Raw genomic sequence first — 19,512 nt, 5'->3', positions numbered from 1 at the left:
TGTTTTTGATCAGTTCTGGATATTGGAATTATTCTTCAGCCCATACTTTAGCGGCCTTAACGGCACGTGCCCATCCTTTGGTAAGCTGGTTACGCTCGCTGTCAGCCATTTCGGGCTTAAAGCAGGCATCTTCCTGCCATTGCTTGCGGATGGTCTCAATACTGTCCCAGAACCCGGTGGCCAGTCCGGCCATATAAGCAGCACCCAGCGCGGTGGTTTCCGTTACTTTGGGCCGCACTACGTCCGTACCCACAATATCAGCCTGGAACTGCATGAGGAGGTTGTTGGCAGTAGCTCCGCCATCTACCCGCAGCTCGCGGATAGGCATACCGGCATCTGCTTCCATGGCTTTCAGCACGTCCATCGTCTGATAGGCGATACTGTCGAGCGCGGCGCGGGCAATATGTGCGTCTTTGGTACCACGGGTCATCCCCACGATGGTACCGCGTGCATATTGATTCCAGTGAGGCGCTCCCAGCCCGGCAAATGCAGGCACGAGATACACCCCGTCTGTATGCTCCACTTTAGCAGCGAGAGCTTCCACATCGGCGCTGTGGCGGATAATGCCGAGACCGTCGCGCAGCCATTGTACTACGGCACCACCTATGAAAATACTGCCTTCGAGGGCGTAAACGGTTTTCCCGTCTACCTGCCAGCCGATAGTAGTGAGCAGGTTATTGCCGGAAGTAATGGCTTTTTCGCCGGTATTCAGCATCATGAAGCAGCCGGTGCCATAGGTATTTTTCACCATACCCGGCTCAATGCACATCTGGCCAAAGAGAGCGGCCTGCTGATCGCCTGCGATGCCTGCAATGGGAATATTGAACGGGGTAAGGGTAGCTTCCGTTTGTCCGTATATTTCGCTGGATGCGCGAACTTCGGGGAGCATAGAAGCCGGTATATCCATCAGCTTCAGCAGGGATTCGTCCCACTTCAGGTCGTGGATATTGTACAGCATGGTGCGTGAGGCGTTGCTCACGTCGGTGATATGCAGCTTTCCTTTGGTGAAGTTCCATACCAGCCAGGAGTCTACCGTCCCGAAAGCCAGTTCACCAGCTTCGGCTCGGGCGCGGGCCCCCTCCACGTTATCGAGGATCCATTTCACTTTGGTGCCGGAGAAATAAGCGTCGATGATCAGGCCGGTGCGGGAACGGATGTCTTCCGCAAGGCCTTTGGCCCGCAGCTCATCGCAATAAGCTGCCGTACGGCGATCCTGCCAGACGATGGCGTTGTACAGGGGCTTACCCGTTTTACGGTCCCACACGATGGTGGTTTCCCGCTGGTTGGTAATGCCTATGGCAGCGATCTCATCGCCGCTGGCCCCTGCTTTTACAATTACCTCGGCGGCTACGCCGGCCTGGGTAGACCAGATCTCGTTCGGGTCGTGCTCCACCCATCCCGGTTGGGGATAAATCTGTTTGAATTCCTTCTGGGCAACGGCTACGATATTCCCCCCGCGATCAAATAAGATGGCTCGGGAACTGGTGGTTCCCTGATCCAGGGCCATGATGAATTTTGCTTCCATGCGAAACTGTTCTGGCTAATTGTTTAATATGATGAAATGTATTGTCTAACGTGGTACCTAGTTTTACGAGGTAGTAAGATACTAGGAATATTCTAAAAGTAAAAAAAATTTCCACTGCATAAAAAAAGGCCGCCCGGTTGAACCGGACGGCCTTTATATTAAGGTAATGTGCTATTACATTTTTTTCGCGTCTTCCAGGAACTTAGCCAGACCGATGTCGGTGAGGGGGTGTTTCAGGAGGCCGAGGATAGAATCGAGGGGGCAGGTGCAAACGTCGGCACCGTTCTCAGCACATTTCACAATGTGGAGGGCGTTGCGGATAGAAGCGGCAAGCACTTCGGTTTTAAAGCCCTGGATGCTGTAGATCTGAGCGATCTGAGCGATCAGTTCGATACCATCCCAGGAGCTGTCGTCGATACGGCCGATGAAAGGCGATACGTAGGAAGCACCTGCTTTAGCGGCAAGGATAGCCTGGCCTGCGGAGAAAACGAGCGTACAGTTGGTACGGATACCGTTATCAGTAAACCATTTGATGGCTTTAACACCGTCTTTAATCATCGGCACTTTCACCACAATATTGGGGTGAATGGCTGCGAGCTTCTTACCTTCTTCCACCATAGTGGCGAAATCGGTAGAAAGTACTTCGGCGCTTACGTCACCGTCAACCAGTTCACAAATGGTTTCGTAATGTTTCAGGATGGCTGCTTCGCCTTTGATACCTTCCTTGGCCATGAGAGAGGGATTGGTTGTAACACCGTCCAGTATGCCGAGGTCGTTTGCTTCCTGAATCTGAGCCAGGTTAGCTGTATCAATAAAGAATTTCATAAAAAGAGATTTAGTATTTCAGTGTTTGCGATGTGCAAAACAACAAACTAATTTCGGAAAATAAAAGGAGAATGTGAGGAGACAAAGCTTGCCAGAGGGGAAAAAAAAGTGGCAAGTTACTTATATCGCATCGCTTCAACCACCTACCCTTGCTACATTCCTGTCCTGGGGGAGTTCAGCAGGAGCTGACCGTATAAGACTTGCCGTTGCAAAGGTAAGGCAAAGCAGTATATCCTGCAAATAATTTCTGTTACGCTTCACGGCTAACACGCCAAAACCTTCTCCTCCACTGTATTACAAGGCTGCTAATTTATTTATTGACGCCGCTTTTTCTTCTTTTGCGTACCCTGCAGCACTTCACTTTCCGTCTTAATCAGAGATTCATCATCGGGCAATTGCTTCACCGGAATAACCGTTTCTATCCGCATGGCACTATCACCACGGTATATTGCCGTTACCCGGATATCCCGGGTAATAGTATCGGTTGCAGGTATCAGCAGATCCTGCCCGAGTATCTGTCCCTGATCAGCAGAAAAGCGGATGCGCGCCGTATCCAAGGGATAAATACGGCCACTGTTGTATATACCTTCCACATTCAGGTAGAAATGAATGCCACGCTTCAGACTGTCGGCATAATGCCTGAAACGGATACCGGTGAGGTATGGCAGCTGAAGCCCTGCCTCCCACCTTTTCCCCGGATGATCTGCAAATGAAACCTGCAGCCGCAGCAGGTAATTATCCGGCCGGGCTGCATTCCGGGAAAACTGCAGCACACCGTTGCGGACCTCGCCATGCGGCGTTTCCACCGTTACCTGATTCCACCGGATATCACCTCCCAGCAAACCTGCCGTCCGGCGTTCCGAACTGTCGGAATACTTCACCTTCAGCCCGATGCGGGTAGAACTATACAATTCCGCGACAGACGTGGAATCATAATCCGCCTCTACCCTTACGATCTGTTTTTGCTGTGCCATAACCGGGAGCACCGGCGCCAGGCAAATCAACATCAATTTGAGCATGCTGTAATAAGACTAAAACCGTTCCAAATGTAACGAAACAGAGGTAAGCGTGCCGACACTTGAAAAAAATATATATTTTCACGCAATTTTTAACTCATGGCACTCAAGCAGCACTCGGATGCAAATCTGAGATATCAACAGCAGGTAGAGAACTCCCGCAACTACGTTTTACCATTCATTCTCCAGGAATTCCCGGATATGAAAGGCCTCCGCGTCATGGAAATTGGCTGCGGAGAAGGCGGCGTGCTCACCCCTTTCCTCGAACAGGGCTGCCAGTGTGTAGGGGTAGACCTCTGGCCCGAACGTATCGAACTTGCCAAAGGCTTCCTCGAAAACTATGTAACGGCCGGACAGCTGCAGCTGATCGCCAAAAACATTTACGACGTTGATTTCTTCGGCGAATTCCGCCACTCCTTCGATCTCATCATCCTCAAAGATGCCATCGAACATATTCCTGATCAGGATAAACTGATTGCTTATCTGAAAGAACTGTTATCGCCGCGCGGACAGGTTTACTTCGGCTTCCCGCCCTGGTATATGCCCCACGGCGGCCACCAGCAGATCTGCCAGAGCAAAGTACTCAGCTTCCTCCCCTATATTCACCTGCTGCCGCGCCCGCTGTACCGCGGACTGCTCAAATCGGCCGGTGAAACCGAAGGCACTATCAAAGAACTGATGGAACTGGTAGATACCGGTATTTCTATCGAGCGCTTCGAGAAAATCGCCGCGCGCACCGGTTATGATATTACCCGTAAGAAATACTACCTCATCAATCCCATTTACAAATACAAGTTTAACCTGCAGCCGCGCGAGCAATTCGGCTGGATGAAAAAACTTCCTTTCATCCGCAACTTCTTCACCACCTGCATGTACTACCTGATCAAGCCAAAAGCCTGAGTGTAGCGGTATGCGCTACTTCTTATCCATCCACACCACTTTCTGTTCAGGCGTATGCGGCTGTGCAATGATGCTGCCATACAGATCAGGGCGGCGTGCGCGGATGTAACGATGTCCGCCTGCCTGCGTAAGCTTTTCCCGTGTGAGCGTGGCCGTTACCAGATCGTTTCCTAACTTTCTGCATTCAGCGATCACATCACCGAATGGGTCAAGGATCATGGAGCAGCCGTTCTTGAGCTGGTCATCATCCATCCCGATGGGATTGGAGAATACGCAATACATCGCATTATCGTATGCGCGCGCGGGCAGCCACTTCATAAGCCAGGCGCGGCCTTTCATACCATCAAATTCGAGGCGCAGTGAAGTAGGATCGTTTTCACGGTTATGCCATAATTCAGGATCTACAAATCCTGCGCCCGGACGGGTAGATGGTGTACACATGGTTACATGCGGCATAAACAATATTTCCGCACCGAGGAGCCGAGTGGCTCGTACATTTTCAATGACGTTATTGTCGTAACAGATAAGGATGCCGCACTGCCAGCCGTACAGGTCAAATACACAGTATTCACTGCCCGGTGTGAGGTGAGGATTGATGAACGGATGCAGCTTCCGGAATTTCGCTTTCAGCCCGGTTTTATCCACACATACATATGCTTTGAAGAGATTATCATCAGCATCTTTTTCGAACAGTCCGGCCAGGATGGCGATATCATTTTTAGTAGCAATTTCCTGCAGCTTACGGATACTGGGACCATCGGGAATAAACTCTGCCAGATCCGTCATTTGTGCACGGTCGAGATGCCGGGCAAAAGAGTATCCGGTGATGGAGCATTCATGAAATGCCACGGCCTGTGCCCCTTCGCGGGAAGCTTTTGCAGACAGCATATCTATCACCTGCAGATTATATGCTTTATCGCCACTGCGGTTCTCAAATTGTGCGGTGGCTATGGTAAGTTTTTCCATGGGTTATGTTTGGAGCGTTTCATCGAAATTAGGTGTTTTAACAAATCCTTTCCAATCTAATGTGTTTACTTTGACCGGATTTATTGAACCCACAAATCCACACCCAGCATGAAAAGACAAATGATCCTGGTAGCCGGCCCCTACCGCAGCGGCACCAATGATGATCCGGCATTAATCGAAGCCAATGTTAAACAGATGACCAGCGCTTCCCTTTCAGTATACCGCCGCGGGCACATCCCCATGATGGGAGAATGGGTGGCTTTACCGCTGATTGAAGAAGCAGGTTCCAAAGTCATGGGTGATGATATTTTCAACGAAATCTTCCATCCCATAGCTGCTAACCTGATCGATTTCTGTGATGGTGTGGTAAGGATAGGAGGCGCTTCTGCCGGGGCGGATTATATGCTCGAAGTAGCCCGCGAAAAAGGGAAAACGGTATATATGAACCTGGAAGAAATTCCGGAGTACAAATAATTTCAACGAAGCAAATACAAAAAAACCTCCAGGGATGTAATGCATCTCCCCGGAGGTTTTTTAATATTTTAAGTAGAATAGTGAACTTAACTGTTCCATATCTCCCACGAAGCTTCTGCCTGCAGGATGAGCATTTCATACCCGTTCTTGGCAGCTGCGCCGCGTTCCATTCCCTTTTTCATAAATAATGTTTCCGGCGGATTGTACACCAGGTCGTAAAACAGGTGTTCAGTACCGGCATGTTCGTACGGCAGTGGCGGAGCGGCATCAGTATTTGGGTACATGCCCAGCGGGGTGGTGTTGATGATGAGCTTGTGCGACTGCATCAGTTCAGGAGTGATAGCTTCGTAAGTAACCGGACCGCTCCGGCTGATCTCCGAATACCGGATATGCAATTGTTTCAGCGCATACTTTACCGCCAGTGCTGCCCCTCCGGTACCGAGTACCAAAGCATCGGTATGATCAGGAGCCAGTAAAGGCTGAAGTGACCGTCCAAACCCAAGTACATCGGTATTATGCCCGATAAGTCGCTTACCATCACGACGGATGCAGTTCACTGCACCGATGGCTTTGGCAGCATCCGTCAGCTCATCCAGATAGGGCATTACAGCCTGTTTGTAGGGGATGGTGACATTGAGACCTTCCAGTGCCGGGTTCTCTTCCCACAGGGCGGGAAACGCGGAAATATCAGGAATAGGAAAGTTTTCATACGCACAGCCGGCGATGTTTTCGCGGGAGAATTTCTCCGTGAAGAATCCTTTCGAGAAGGAGTGGCTGAGCGGGAAGCCGATGAGGCCGAATAATCGCACGTGAATAGATTTTCCGGTAATTGAAAAAGGCCAGGGCACACCTGCGTCCTGGCCTTTGATAAGTTATACTGGTTACTCTTTGTCGAGGAACAGGTGGAAGGTATCTCCACGAAGTCCTACGCGCATAGCTTCCAGGGGAATTACTTCATGCGGGGCAAGGTTGCCGAGGTTGGCGTTGCAGCCTACCAGCTCCAGGAAGTAGAGCTGCTGATCTTTCTGCGGCGCTTCCCAGATAATTTTTTCTGCGGGGATCTGTGTCAGGATTTCCTGCACCAGACCTTCACGCACCTCACCGCTGCCACGGTAAATACCTACGTTACCGCCTTCGCGTGCTTCTGCGATCACGTATGTGGAGCCGGCTTCGAGTTCGGCGCGCATCAGTTCGATCCACTTATAGGGAGGAATAATGTGCTCTGCATCTTTACTGCCAACTTCACTCAGCACAAGGCCATGCTTGGTCAGCTTCTCGATGTATCCGCATTTTTCCGCGTGCGGGATGGTGATAGAACCATCGGACACTTCCATGTAGCTGATACCATAGTCTTTGATCACGCGAACATATTCATCGAACTGGTTGCGGATGAGAAATGCTTCGAAAAGCGTGCCTCCGAAATACACGGGTATATTGGCGGCCTGGTACATTTCTATTTTGGTACGCAGGTTGGGCGTTACGAAAGAGGTTCCGAAGCCGAGCTTCACGATATCCACATGCGGACTGGCGGCGGACAGAAAATTCTTTGCTTCTTCTACGCTGAGACCTTTATCCATCACCATGGTGAGGCCATGGCTACGCGGTTTGCTGGTTCTTTCCGGAATTTGCGTGAGATTAAAATTCATTTTTCACGGTTTATATTCTTCTGAATGGTCATCACCTCTCCCTAAGTATCGGAAAATGTGTCTTTTACGATTCCCCCCTTTCAGAGCGGTGCCTGCTCTAAAATGGAATGCTGGTTGGCTTTTAAATTGTAACAAAATAAAAAACCGCGGCAAAAATAAGAAGTAATACGGATAGCGAGGCAAAAAATGACGAGGATCAGCGTTTACGCCTGTACCGGCCAATCAATTCCACGATTATGGGATGCTGCAGAATAGAGGGATCCAGCTCCAGGAAGCGCTTTACCTGCCGCGGGAAGAGCTGCAGGGCGGTTTCGAGGTGAAGCAATCCGTCTTTCGTACGGCCCATGGCAATGAGAATGGCGGCCCGGTAATAAATGAAAACCGGCTTGCGGCCTACTTTGGCCTCGGCATTATCCAGCTGAACCATGGCTTCGTCCGTATGGCCCGCGAGGTAAAGCCCGCGGATGAACTCCTTCCAGGCGGAAGTGTTCGATGGCCGGAGGCGTACCGCATTCAGGAACTGGACGAGGGCTTCCTTATCCATCCCCAGCTCGAGGTAACACTGGCCAAGGGTAATATTGTACTCTGCGCTTTGTTTATTGATGCGGAGGGCCGATTGCAGGGCGCGCACGGCGTTTTCCCAGTTCTCCTCCGTCATGTAACATTTGGCGATTTTGAGATACAGCTTATCGTCGCTGGGACTGAGATGCACGGCCTTGCGGTAGTAATAACGCGCCTGCGTATACTTGCGCATTTTCTCGTAACAGTGGCCAATGGCTTCATAAATCACATCTTCCGGCTTGGCGATCTCCAGATGCTTCTGCAATACTTCGATGGCATCGTTGTATTTGCGGAGCCGGATGTAAGCGTCGCCCATGTTACGATAGGCGTAATCGAACTTTTCATCGATTACAACGGCGTACTGATAGGCGTCGATGGATTTTTCGTATAGTTTGAGACCCTGATAGGCAGTTCCGAGATTGAACCAGGCCAGCTGGCTGTAAGGGTGCTCGTTGATGATGTTGGTATGAAGGCGGATGCTCTCTTCGTTGCGCCCGGTAAACTCCGTCCAGAAGCAGATCTTGTGGAGCGCTTCTTCGTTGGTGGGGTCAAATTCCAGGAGCATTTTGAGACAGTCGAACACTTTCTCGAATTCTTCCCAGTCGTCATACACATCGGCCAGTTCCAGCAACAGATCTGTCCGGTCTTCCCCATCGAAGTGTTTGATTTGCTCTTCGAGGAGGGCAGCGGCCTTTTCGTGCTGATTCATGGCGAGGTATACATCGGTTTTAAGGATGTACAGGTTGATATCGTTGGAATCGAGCAGGGCGGCCTTTTCGAGGAGCGCCAGGGCTTCGCGGTATTTTTTGGTTTCTATAAGAAGTGCTGATTTCTTCAGGAGCAGTGCAGAGGAGAAGGGGAACTGCTCGATGGCGATCTCTACCGCCTGGAGGGCGTTATTGAGTTCGTCGTGCTCATCGTAATAGTCAATGATCTGTTCGAAAGAATCTTCATCCAGAAAGGCGTGTGAGCGCCCTTCCTTAAGATTTTCAAATTGCTGAAGCAAGTCCCTCAAATCTTCAAAATCCTCGTTAAACTCATTAAATGATGGGAAGTCGTGATTCATTAATGTAAATATATGGGAATTTACCAGTGCCACCAAACAGGGAGACAGGTACCGCTTATGTATTTTTTAACATTTTCTTAAGGTTTCTGCTTATCTTGCGTTAGGATTATCTTATGATAGATAATTAAATCGTATATTTGCACTATAATGAAAACGATCAAAATCATAATGCGCACAGTTTCACTGGCTTGTCTTCTGGCAGGTACGTTGTTGCTTGTTGCCATCCGGGTTCATGCCCATGATATTGGCGTAGTTGACCCCGAATTAATCAACGACAATAACGACAAGTCGAAGAAAACGGAAACACCCTATCGCTTTTCCACCATGCCCAAAACGAGCCTTAGTCTCGATGCCGGCTCCAGAACCAGCGGTTTCCTCAGCAAAACATTCAACCTGAGCTCTGACAATGCCGTAAATGTAAGGTCTACCATGACCATCAGGAAAGGCAACGTTACCTATATCCTCCCCTATTCCACCAAGGTAGCACCGCAGGTGAATACTGTACCCGAAATGCAGTATCATCACTTCCAGGTTAAACTGCCTATCAGAAAAGGGTAAGGTTTCTTTTGAAAAGAGATTTTATGGAAAGGCTGCCGAAAGGCGGCCTTTTTCATTTCCAGCCTATCCCCCTCCTCCCTTAATCTACTTTAAACCAACTACTTAGACCTAAATCAAAATATCCCTTCCCCTTCTGTGATCCTTTTTACCCTACTGACATCCTACTGCCATCCTTCAGTGATCCTTCAGTGGTGCTCAGTGGTGGTATAGGTTTGAGGGTGTTTGACTGAAGGTTCACTGAAGGATCACTGAAGGATCGTTGAACAATTATTGGCTTTTTGGCAAGCGAAAAGTGACACTGATTGAATGCCGAATGGCATAAAGCACCCCCTCCGGTTATAAAAAAAAGCCACGGATTACTCCGCAGCTTTAGTCATATGTTGATTATCGGGATGTTACCCTCTTATCTTCTTCAATTCTTCCGAAGTGATCTCCCGGTATCCGCGGGGAACATCGAAAATAGAGGCCGGTACGGGACTGAGGTCTACCTTGGTGGCCACTGCCCGCATTTTAGAGCCTGATTTGGTGATGATCTCGTATTCGAGGGGTATCCCCTTCAGGTTCTGGAAACGGCGGTTGTAATAGGGGTTCTCGGGCACTATATCGGTAGTGTAATATACCTCAAAGGCTACACCGTCGGGCATGGTACCGATGGTTTTACGGCATTTATAACCGGCAATCTCCCGGGTATCGGACTGGTCCGCGAATACAATGGCCGCATATTTCTTCACATCTTCTTCGTATGATTTCTTATCCGTACGGATCAGGTATTTATCCCCGTGATTGTCCATCAGGGTAATAACATCCTCTTTCTGGGTATTAATGAGATAGATGTAGTTCACAATGTTGAAGTTCATATCCACACGGCTGAGGTGGCCGCGGATGTACTGAACCATGGAGCTGCCGGCGAACATGGCCTCCATTTGCAATTGCTCGGGCGGCATTTCCACCTTATAGGTGATTTTGGCATCCGAAATGGTCCGCTGCGCCGATGCCGGCAGCCAGGCGGCCAGTACAGTGGCCAACATCAGCAGGCGGATAGGTGTCAGTTTTCGCATATAATACTAGAATGATTGTTAAGATACAGGTATAAATGAAAAATCTGTGCCAAACGGCTGTTTCCCTCTACCATATTGGCTTTTGTTTATCGAGGAATGCGCTGATGCCCCGCTGGCAATCCGGATGGCGCCGGGTTTCGGCATTGGTACGGGCTGCCGCTTCGAGCCCTTCTTCGAGTGAGCTATCGAATACTGCGGCTATCAGTTGTTTAGTAACAGTCAATGAGTTAGAAGATGCGTCGGTACACAGGCCCTCTGCAATGGCGGCTACATGTGCCCTGATCTGATCTGCCGGCACCACTGCCGTAATGAGGCCATACCTTTCCGCCGTGGCGGCCGGTACAAGGCTGCCGGTAAGCATCAGCTCCCTGGCCCTGCCTTCCCCTACCTTACGGACGAGGAACACGCTCACCAGGGCAGGTACAAACCCTATTTTCACTTCTGTATACCCGAACCGGGCTTCCGGTACGGTATAACTGAGGTCCGCCACCGTAGCGAGCCCACAGCCTCCGGCAAGGGCATCGCCTTCAATTTGCGCAATTACCACCTTTTTAAGGGCATATATCTCGCGGAAGAGCTGCATCAGCTCCCGGGAATCGGCATAGTTTTCTTCAAAATCGTACTGCTGCAGCTGGCGGAGGTAATCCAGGTCTGCCCCGGCGCAAAATGCTTTACCATTGGCGGCCAGCACCACTACTTTCACCTTTTCGTCGGCTTCCGCCTGTGCAAATGCTTCGCGCAGTTCCCTTACAACGGCTCCGCTGAGTGCGTTCCGCTTTTCCGGACGGTTGAGGGTAATAGTGGCAATACGCCCCGCTATCTGATAGGTGATCCCTGACATGAACCAAATGTACAGGAATTATTTTTAAGGTTTAATACCCATGTGTAAGTGCATGAAAAACAAAGCGCCCCTGCCTAAATGGACAGGGGCGCACTATATTCCTAAATATTTCTTAGTGGGAAACTTCTGTGATGGGATGGCCTACGTTACCGTTGGGCATCTGAATCCGGAGCATGGCGGCCACAGTGGGCGCAATGTCGGTCATATGTGTGGTACGGTTGGTTTTACCCGGCTTTACGCCCCAACCCATCCATACTAGCGGGATGTGGGCATCGTAAGGGTTCCAGAGGCCGTGGGTGGTACCGGTTTTACCCCCGTCGAAGTAGCCGGGTTGCAGTATCAGCATGATATCACCACTGCGGAGCACATTGTAACCGTTGGTTACCATGTGGTGCTGCGGATTTGGCAGGGCAATCGAGCCAAGTGCATGCTGATCGAAGATGTTGGAAACACCCGGAAACTTCAGGCCTTCGCGGAGGATGATAGCTTTGGCTTCAGCAAGTTTACCGGCTTTTGCCAGTCCTTCGTTATCGAGCCAGAACTGGTAGTTATAGGAAGCGATGATGGCTTTTTTGAAGCCCAGTTCACTTTCCACAGCGGCGTTGAGCTTTTTAACCATAGCGCCATCATCCCAGGTTCCGGCGGGCATTTTGTTCTCATGCATAAAGCCGGGAACGTGCGCCACACCATGATCGGCGGTGATGAAGAAAAGCCACTGGCCTTTACCTACCTTCTGATCGAGGTATTTGAAGAACTCCCCCAGGTCTTTATCGAGGCGGAGGTAGGTATCTTCCGTTTCAACGGAGTTAGGTCCGTGCTGGTGGCCAACATAGTCGGGAGATGAGAGGCTCACTGCGAGGAAGTCGGTGACAGGGCCCTGGCCCAGCTGGTGGCCTTCGAGCGCTGCTTTTGCGAATTCGAGGGTGTAGGTGTTACCAAAGGGTGTGGAAGCGAGGATACCGAAAGCGTTACCTGCGGTGCCTGCCACTTCGTGGGGGAAAGAGGTATTGTCCTGCCCTTTGAAACGGCCTTCGTAAGGCTTTTCGTCGGCCGTGCTCTGCACGTATGTGTTTACGGGGTAGAGCGTAGTCCAGGGTTTGGAGATGTATTGCTGTGGCAGCTGGCGGCGGTTAAAGGCGTTTGCCCATGCCGGCAGCTCGTTCATGTAGAAGTTGGAGGTAATCATGTTACCGGTAACCCCATCATACCAATATGCCGCGGTGGCACTGTGGCCTGCGGGGAGGATGGCGCCGCGGTCTTTAATGGCGATACCTACCGTTTTGCTGCGGAAGTTGGTGGCAATGCGCAGCTCATCGGTAATGGTGGTGGTGAGCATGTTTTTAGGGCTCATACGGCCGGCGGCATCGCTACCGCCAACAGATACTGCATTGGAATCTTCCGTGCAATACATGGAACGGTTCAGCTGCTTATCGTACCAGTTATTCCCGATAATACCATGGATAGCCGGAACGGAGCCGGTATAGGCGCAGGTGTGGCCACATGCTGTGATGGTGGGAGTATAAGGAATGAGGGTGTTTTCGCAGGAGAAACCTTCACCGATCAGGCGCTTAAACCCGTCATTGGTATAGCGGTCGTAGTAACGATAGAGGAAATCCCATCTCATCTGATCTACTACCATTCCCACCACAAGTTTCGGGCGGGCTACATGATTCTGCGCTTTTTTCCCGTAGCTTGGCGGGAAGCCATTGGTTGGCGCGGTGGCTTTTTGACCAAAAGCTACCGGTGCCGCCATTAACAGGAATACGGCGAGCAATTTAATACGGCTCATATTTTGCTTTGAATTAGTTCTTAATTACAATGGTCCGTTCTGACGTGGAAAAAATAGGGTGTAAAAGTAACCTAAGTTTACAAAAAATAATATTTTAATACCTTTGTGGTCAAATTTTAATTTCATTTTAATCATCACATGGACATATTCGAGAAACTGCTGAAGCATATGGGACCGATCGGGGAGCACTCCGAGCGTGCCCATGGATACTTTGCTTTCCCTAAGCTGGAAGGCGAGATCGGCCCCCGTATGAATTTCCGGGGCAAGGAAAAGATCGTATGGAGCCTTAACAACTACCTGGGCCTGGCCAACCACCCGGAAGTGAGGGCTACGGATGCAAAGGCGGCGGCAGATTACGGTCTGGCCACGCCAATGGGCGCCCGTATGATGAGCGGTAATACCAATTACCACGAGCAGCTGGAAAAAGAGCTGAGCGAGTACATGGGTAAGGAAGATACGACACTCCTCAACTACGGCTACCAGGGTATCATGAGCGCCATCGATGCTATCTGTAACCGTCGCGACGTGATCGTGTACGATGCCGAGTGCCACGCTTCCATTATCGACGGCCTGCGCCTGCACCAGGGGCACCGCTATGTGTTCAAACATAACGATATCGAAGATCTCGAAAAGCAGCTCCGCCGTGCTACCGAGTACATCAAAACCTCCGGTGGCGGTATTCTCGTAGTTACCGAAGGCGTTTTCGGCATGGCCGGCGACCAAGGTAAACTGAAAGAGATCGCAGCACTGAAAGAGAGCTTTGAGTTCCGACTGATGGTAGACGATGCCCACGGCTTCGGTACCATGGGTAAAACCGGTGCCGGTACAGGGGAAGAACAGGGTGTTCAGGACCAGATCGATCTGCTGTTCAACACTTTCGCGAAAAGTGGTGCTTCCATTGGCGCTTTCATGAGCGGCGATAAAGCCATCATCAACTACCTGCGCTATAACATGCGCTCGCAGATCTTCGCCAAATCCATTCCTTTACCGCTCGTGATCGGTCACATCAAGCGCGTACAGCTGATGCGCAAACATCCTGAAATGAAAGCCAAGCTCTGGAGCAACGTTAATAAATTGCAACAGGGCCTGCGCGACAGAGGCTTCAGCATCGGCCGTACCAACTCCCCGGTTACGCCGATCTACCTGCAGGGCGATATTCCGGAAGCAACAGCTATGTGCCTTGACCTCCGTGAGAATTACAACATCTTCTGCTCCATCGTGGTATACCCCGTTATCCCGAAAGGACAGATCATTTACCGCCTAATCCCTACCGCGGCACACTCCGACGAAGATATTGAGCTGACGCTCAAAGCTTTCACGGAAACTAAAGCCAAGCTTGATGCAAAGGCTTACGCAGTAGCGGAAATTCCGGTGATATAAACCGCATTTCTTATGCAGAAAGCGCTCCCCGCAAGAGGAGCGCTTTTTTATTTCCCGTATCCAGCCAGGTAACCTCTTAGAGATGGCCTGTTAATAACTACCCGGAGTGCTTGAAAAGTGCTTGCTGAGTGCATGGTAAGTGCTTTCAGAGTGCTTGCTGAGTGCTTGCTGAGTGCTTGTTGAGTGCTTGCTGAGTGCTTGTTAAGTGCTTGACAATACCTTGTAATAAGGTAGTAATAAGGAAGTAATAAGCATGTTTCAGGCATGTTTCAGGCTTGTATTAGCCCGTTGTAAGCTTGTAATACCATGTTATCATATCCATTGCCGGAGAGGCCGGGGCAAAAAAAGGGGGCTGATGGTTAGTCAGCCCCATGCAAACAAATCGTTCTTTCACTAGGTGTAATACATGATCTTAAGAATCGATCGTTCAGTAGGACATGGTAATAAAAAGTTTAAGGCTATCATAGAACAGGGACGGCAAGCGCCCTTTCTAATAAATATGATAAGTCAGTTTATGCAAAGAGTTGGGAGACTTGTGTTTATGTCACATTTACGTGTACTTTTATAACATTCACAAGCTTTCCAAAAATAGCATTCCTGCGTGTATGCAGCTATAACACAAAGGTTGTATTTCGTTAAGGAGCTGTTAAAACTGCCGTTCTCATATAATTGACCCTCAAACGCTTGCCCACAAAGAATTTCCGGATTTCGTAAATGATTTTCCCGATTGCGTAAATAGCGCAGAGGAGGCCAGGGTTAACTTTGCGCAGCTTTTTCCTTAACTAAATTTTGCATGAGATCAGTTATAATGGCAGCAGTCCTGACTGCCGGCGCAACAGGCGCCTTCGCGCAGCAGGGTGTTATCCGGGGCACAGTCCGCAATGAGCAGGGCCAGCCCGTTCCATTCGTTAATATCAGCATTCCTTCCCTTAAAAAAGGTACCGTGGCTAATGGCGCCGGCACCTTTATACTCGCGGCTCCCCAGGGAGAATATAAAATCCGTATTTCCGGCGTAGGGCAGAAAAGCCTCGAGCAACCCGCCCACTTCTCTACAGACACCACCATTACCGATATCACCCTCCAATCCAACGGTGACCTCAACGAAGTAGTGGTTTCCGCCAGCCGCCGTAAAGAAACGCTGGACGAAGTACCATCTTCCATCACCATCGTTGGCCCCCGCGAACTGGAAGCACAGAAAGGTATCAGTAACAATATCATGGACATCCTGGCGGTTACCGTTCCAGGCCTCGGCTTCAGCGGTAACCAAACCGGTAATACCGGCCAGACCCTCCGCGGCCGTAACCTCCTTGTGATGGTAGATGGTATCCCGCAATCCACTCCCCTGCGTGCAGGCGGCCGCGATATGCGCACCATCGACCCTTCCGCCATCGAGCGTGTGGAAGTGATCAAAGGCGCCACCTCCATTTACGGTAACGGGTCCGACGGTGGCCTTATCAACTACATCACCAAAAAAGGCCAGCAGGGCAAGCCCCTCAGCGGTAAAACCACCGTTGGCGCTACCACCCAGCTGAAAAGCGCACAGCATACCGCAGGTATTGAACTGGGACAGCTCCTTTCCGGTGCAGCCGGTAAATTCGACTTCGTGGTATCCGGCCATTACGAGCAAACCGGTGTTTATAAAGACGCTAACGGCGAAGTTCTCTCCCCCGAATACGGGCTGGGCGAAACGCAGCTCTGGAACGGCTTCGCGAAAGTGGGCTATACCATTAACCCGAAAAACCGCGTGGAGCTGATGTACAACTTCTTCGGCAGCCAGCAGAAAAGTGATTATATCCTCAAACCAGGTAAATACCTTGATTCTGCCGCTATCGGCGTTCCGGGTAAACGTCCGGGTGCTGCAGAAGGTACTCCGTATAACCACAATGCCAGCGTGCATTGGAGCAGTGAAGGCATCATCGGTGGTACCGACCTCGATGTGAACGTATATGCACAGCGCTTCCGCACCATCTACAGCTTCGTGGATTCGTGGCGCGGCGGCGGACAATCGCAGATCAACAGCAAAAAGAGCGGTTTGCGTATTAACCTGAGCAGCCCCATCAGAGCCGGTAAAAACGTAGACCTGCAGGCAGTGTACGGTCTTGATTTCATGAACGATATCACCAACCAGGACCTGGTAGACGGCCGCACCTGGGTTCCTGAAATGGACATGCGTAACTACGCACCTTATGCACAGCTGAAAACCACCTTATACCGCCACTGGGTATTGAAAGCCGGTGCACGTTTCGAGAACATCAACATCGATGTGCCTGACTTCACTACCATCATCAGCAAAAACAATTCAACCGGCGAATACAATGTAGGCGGAGTAGCAGTAAAAGGCGGCTCTCTTAACTACAACGCATTGGTATATAACGCTGGCCTCCGTTACAACGAATGGTCTTATTTCAAACCGTTTGTAAGCTATTCCCAGAGCTTCTCCATTGCCGACCTGGGCCGTACCCTGCGCTCTGCAAAAGAGAACACTCTTTCCCTGCTGAAAACCAAAGCAGTGATTGCCCATAACTACGAAGCAGGTGCTACCAGCACCCTTGGCCCTGTAAATCTCGAAGCCAGCTACTACATCAGCAAATCGGCTCTCGGCTCCGCATATACGGAGATAGATGGGAGGTTTGAAATTGAAAGAAATCCTGAGAAAGTGTACGGCTTCGAATTCGCTGCTGATGCACGCATCCTGAAGAACCTCAGCGCCGGCGGCTCTTATTCTTTCGTGGAAGGTAAGATCGACAAAGACGGTAATGGTAATTATAAAGACGAGAAAGACACCTACATTGGCGGCGACCGTATCTCTCCTACCAAAGTGACTGCCTACGTTAAATACAATCCCATTGAACGCTGGAGCCTGCGCCTGCAAATGCTGCAGGCCCTTTCCCGCGACCGCTTTAAACCCGGCGCCAACGGTAAATACTCTTACGGCCAGGGGCCTGTAAACAGCTTCGCCATCTTCAGCCTGTTCTCCAGCCTGGAGCTTGACAAGCACAGCGGTATTTCCCTCGGGGTAGATAACCTTTTCAATAAAGACTACTATACCGTAACTTCGCAGTGGAACGCCCGTAACGAAAACTATGTGAAGGGGAACGGCGTCCGCCTCAACCTACAGTATACTTATCAGTTTTAATGGCATTAACACAACAGATATTCCGGTGGCACCGGATCACAGGTTTAATAGCAGGGGGCTTCCTCCTGCTATTAAGCTTTACGGGCAGTTTGCTCGTATTCAGCGACGAGATCGATCATGCACTGAACAGCCATCATTTCACCGTGAAACCTGCAGGTGAGCGGCTCCCCCTCAACACCCTTTACAGCGCAGGTACCAAAGCCCTGCCCGGCAACCCTTATTTGACTTTTCAGCGTATGCCCCAATCGCCCGAAGAAAGCATGGTGATGCGGGCGGAGTATAGTGCCGAAAACAAAGTCTACGTTTATTTAAATCCCTACACCGCTGAAGTACTTCATACGCGTGGCAATAAGAACTATTTCACCGGCATGCTCCTTTATCTGCACTTCACCCTGCTGAGCGGGCGCAACGGGTCCATCATCATCCTGTTCATGGCTACGCTCATGCTGGTAGCCATTGCAACCGGGCTTTACGTATACCGTAAACACCTGTTGAAAGTGCTCACCTTCCGTGATAAAATTGAATGGAAAGTACGCCGCCGCAGGTGGAGGAACCTGCACCGCATTGTTGGCGTATGGTCGCTGGTTTTTAATCTCCTCATCGTGATCACCGGCATTCTTATTCAATGGAAAGTAGTGGGTGCACGCGTGGGTAAGAAAGCCCCTTCCGTTGCAGTGGCGCAGGTGATTGACTACGATAACCTCGCGCAGAAAGCGCATTCGGAAATACCCGGTTTCACCCTTATGGGCATCAGGCCTCCGCGGGCGGAAAACGGGCCTGTACTGTTTCTCGGTAACGCAGGCGAGTCATTGATCTTCGGGGAATACGGCACTTCCGTTTCCCTTTCTCCCGACAGTGGCAAAGTGGTGAAGAAAGTTATTTTCAGCCAGGCATCCGCCTCCGAAAAATGGAACGCCGCCGTAAAGCCCCTGCATTTCGGGAACTTCGGCGGCATTCCGCTTAAAGTGCTCTATAGTTTGCTCGGTTTAACACCAGGTGCGCTTGCCCTCTCGGGCATTCTGATCTGGTACCGCCGTAAATGGCTGTCCAGGCAAAAGAAGTTAAAGACCGCCTAACACTCGGTTCACCGCCTGCTCATCTTTCAGATTTACACCAGACTCTTTCAGCTTTTCACTCATAATACCGGAAGCGATTACGTACCGGAAATTATAGAAAGGCATCAGCGTGGTTTCCAGTCCGTCGGGTACCAGCTTACCGGTGGTATTGGCCGTCCAGTAGTAATGGATAGTCAGTGTACCCTGGCGGTATTCGTAAGCGAAGTTATGTACCACATCGGAAGGAGAAGCGGCCTGGAAAGAGAGGGGCAGCGGCATCCAGTTGTGAACGCCTTTCGGGATCATATACACCAGTACCAATCCGTTATCCACCACATCTTTCGTGATTTCCGGTATTTCTTTGGTAATGTATTTGCTGAAATGCAGCTTCACCTGGTTGTTGCCATAATCGAGCGCGTAGTGGCCGGGGTACTTCCAGGTAGATGCCATCGTTGTAAACTTCGCTGCCATTACATTGGCGTTCCCGTCTTTTCCATCTTTACCGGCCGGGCCTGCAGGGCCTTCTTTCCTACAGGCACCTAAAGTGATAATGGCAGATGTCAAAAGCAATACAAACGTATTTTTCATAACTGTACAAGGGTTTATGGGGTGATTTTCTGAACGCAAGCTAGGGAGGAGAAATGGCTGTGGCAGGAGGGAATTAACGGATGGGGGGATTGGGTTTATGGAATTTGGATAAGGATCTACTGCGCATA

At 50.4% G+C, this 19,512-nt stretch carries 17 protein-coding genes and 1 other RNA gene; 6 read left to right on the top strand and 12 right to left on the bottom strand.

Going from position 1 to position 19,512, the window contains the following annotated elements:
* Positions 1-28: 28 nt before the first annotated feature.
* The 4 genes from glpK to DEV76_RS12845 form a co-directional block, all read right to left on the bottom strand.
* Positions 29-1,525, bottom strand: a complete 1,497-nt coding sequence (glpK, locus tag DEV76_RS12860) for a glycerol kinase GlpK (RefSeq protein WP_109698324.1) — start codon at positions 1,523-1,525, stop codon at positions 29-31.
* 174 nt (positions 1,526-1,699) lie between these two features.
* A complete protein-coding gene (gene fsa, locus DEV76_RS12855) occupies positions 1,700-2,350 on the bottom strand; it encodes a fructose-6-phosphate aldolase (RefSeq protein ID WP_109698323.1) in 651 nt (216 codons plus the stop codon).
* Positions 2,351-2,456: 106 nt separating this feature from the next.
* Positions 2,457-2,556, bottom strand: an RNA gene (gene ffs, locus DEV76_RS12850) — signal recognition particle sRNA small type.
* A gap of 108 nt (positions 2,557-2,664) precedes the next feature.
* Positions 2,665-3,369, bottom strand: a complete 705-nt coding sequence (locus DEV76_RS12845) for a hypothetical protein (RefSeq protein ID WP_157962870.1) — start codon at positions 3,367-3,369, stop codon at positions 2,665-2,667.
* A gap of 96 nt (positions 3,370-3,465) precedes the next feature.
* Between DEV76_RS12845 and DEV76_RS12840 the strand changes: the two genes are divergently transcribed.
* Entirely contained in the window at positions 3,466-4,266 is an 801-nt protein-coding gene (locus DEV76_RS12840; protein ID WP_109698321.1) for a class I SAM-dependent methyltransferase, read from the top strand.
* A 15-nt stretch (positions 4,267-4,281) separates the two neighbouring features.
* Here DEV76_RS12840 and DEV76_RS12835 read toward each other — a convergent pair whose 3' ends face one another.
* The gene (locus tag DEV76_RS12835; RefSeq protein WP_109698320.1) at positions 4,282-5,232 is read right to left on the bottom strand and encodes a nitrilase family protein; all 951 of its coding nucleotides are present in this window, start codon (positions 5,230-5,232) and stop codon (positions 4,282-4,284) included.
* A gap of 108 nt (positions 5,233-5,340) precedes the next feature.
* On the opposite strand from DEV76_RS12835, the gene DEV76_RS12830 reads away from it, so the two are divergent.
* Complete coding sequence (locus DEV76_RS12830; protein WP_109698319.1) at positions 5,341-5,706, top strand: DUF4406 domain-containing protein; 366 nt, start codon at positions 5,341-5,343, stop codon at positions 5,704-5,706.
* Positions 5,707-5,792: 86 nt separating this feature from the next.
* Here the strand turns inward: DEV76_RS12830 and DEV76_RS12825 are convergent, their stop codons facing one another.
* The 3 genes from DEV76_RS12825 to DEV76_RS12815 all read right to left on the bottom strand — a co-directional run bounded on the left by DEV76_RS12825 (position 5,793) and on the right by DEV76_RS12815 (position 8,979).
* Positions 5,793-6,515 (bottom strand): shikimate dehydrogenase family protein, encoded by a 723-nt coding sequence (locus DEV76_RS12825; RefSeq protein ID WP_109698318.1) that lies wholly within the window; start codon positions 6,513-6,515, stop codon positions 5,793-5,795.
* A 72-nt stretch (positions 6,516-6,587) separates the two neighbouring features.
* On the bottom strand, positions 6,588-7,352 hold the full coding sequence (locus DEV76_RS12820) for a phosphosulfolactate synthase (protein ID WP_109698317.1): 765 nt from the start codon (positions 7,350-7,352) through the stop codon (positions 6,588-6,590).
* Positions 7,353-7,548: 196 nt separating this feature from the next.
* Positions 7,549-8,979, bottom strand: a complete 1,431-nt coding sequence (locus DEV76_RS12815) for a tetratricopeptide repeat protein (protein WP_109698316.1) — start codon at positions 8,977-8,979, stop codon at positions 7,549-7,551.
* A 147-nt stretch (positions 8,980-9,126) separates the two neighbouring features.
* Between DEV76_RS12815 and DEV76_RS12810 the strand changes: the two genes are divergently transcribed.
* Positions 9,127-9,537, top strand: coding sequence for a hypothetical protein (locus DEV76_RS12810; RefSeq protein ID WP_109698315.1), 411 nt, complete (start codon positions 9,127-9,129; stop codon positions 9,535-9,537).
* A gap of 395 nt (positions 9,538-9,932) precedes the next feature.
* On the opposite strand, the gene DEV76_RS12805 is transcribed toward DEV76_RS12810, so the two are convergent.
* The 3 genes from DEV76_RS12805 to pafA form a co-directional block, all read right to left on the bottom strand.
* Positions 9,933-10,595, bottom strand: coding sequence for a hypothetical protein (locus tag DEV76_RS12805; RefSeq protein WP_109698314.1), 663 nt, complete (start codon positions 10,593-10,595; stop codon positions 9,933-9,935).
* A 67-nt stretch (positions 10,596-10,662) separates the two neighbouring features.
* Positions 10,663-11,436, bottom strand: coding sequence for an enoyl-CoA hydratase/isomerase family protein (locus DEV76_RS12800; protein ID WP_109698313.1), 774 nt, complete (start codon positions 11,434-11,436; stop codon positions 10,663-10,665).
* A gap of 112 nt (positions 11,437-11,548) precedes the next feature.
* Positions 11,549-13,225 carry an alkaline phosphatase PafA gene (gene pafA, locus DEV76_RS12795; RefSeq protein WP_232826939.1) on the bottom strand — a complete coding sequence of 559 codons (1,677 nt, stop codon included), beginning with the start codon at positions 13,223-13,225 and terminating at the stop codon, positions 11,549-11,551.
* 138 nt (positions 13,226-13,363) lie between these two features.
* Between pafA and DEV76_RS12790 the strand changes: the two genes are divergently transcribed.
* From DEV76_RS12790 to DEV76_RS12780, 3 genes are all read left to right on the top strand, one after another.
* Complete coding sequence (locus DEV76_RS12790) at positions 13,364-14,605, top strand: aminotransferase class I/II-fold pyridoxal phosphate-dependent enzyme (protein WP_109698312.1); 1,242 nt, start codon at positions 13,364-13,366, stop codon at positions 14,603-14,605.
* A 793-nt stretch (positions 14,606-15,398) separates the two neighbouring features.
* Positions 15,399-17,741 carry a TonB-dependent receptor gene (locus DEV76_RS12785; RefSeq protein ID WP_157962869.1) on the top strand — a complete coding sequence of 781 codons (2,343 nt, stop codon included), beginning with the start codon at positions 15,399-15,401 and terminating at the stop codon, positions 17,739-17,741.
* Positions 17,741-18,817 carry a PepSY-associated TM helix domain-containing protein gene (locus DEV76_RS12780; RefSeq protein ID WP_109698310.1) on the top strand — a complete coding sequence of 359 codons (1,077 nt, stop codon included), beginning with the start codon at positions 17,741-17,743 and terminating at the stop codon, positions 18,815-18,817. Before DEV76_RS12785 ends, DEV76_RS12780 begins: the two co-directional genes overlap by 1 nt.
* On the opposite strand, the gene DEV76_RS12775 is transcribed toward DEV76_RS12780, so the two are convergent.
* Positions 18,803-19,384: a hypothetical protein gene (locus DEV76_RS12775; protein ID WP_109698309.1), complete on the bottom strand. Its 582-nt coding sequence runs from the start codon at positions 19,382-19,384 to the stop codon at positions 18,803-18,805. The two genes, DEV76_RS12780 and DEV76_RS12775, sit on opposite strands and share 15 nt — an antisense overlap.
* Between the last annotated feature and the right edge of the window lie 128 nt (positions 19,385-19,512).

The sequence above is a fragment of the Chitinophaga deserti genome, from assembly GCF_003149455.1.
GTDB lineage: Bacteria > Bacteroidota > Bacteroidia > Chitinophagales > Chitinophagaceae > Chitinophaga > Chitinophaga deserti.
Note: the sequence above shows the minus strand (reverse complement) of the source record. Positions and strands in the feature narration are given on the sequence as shown.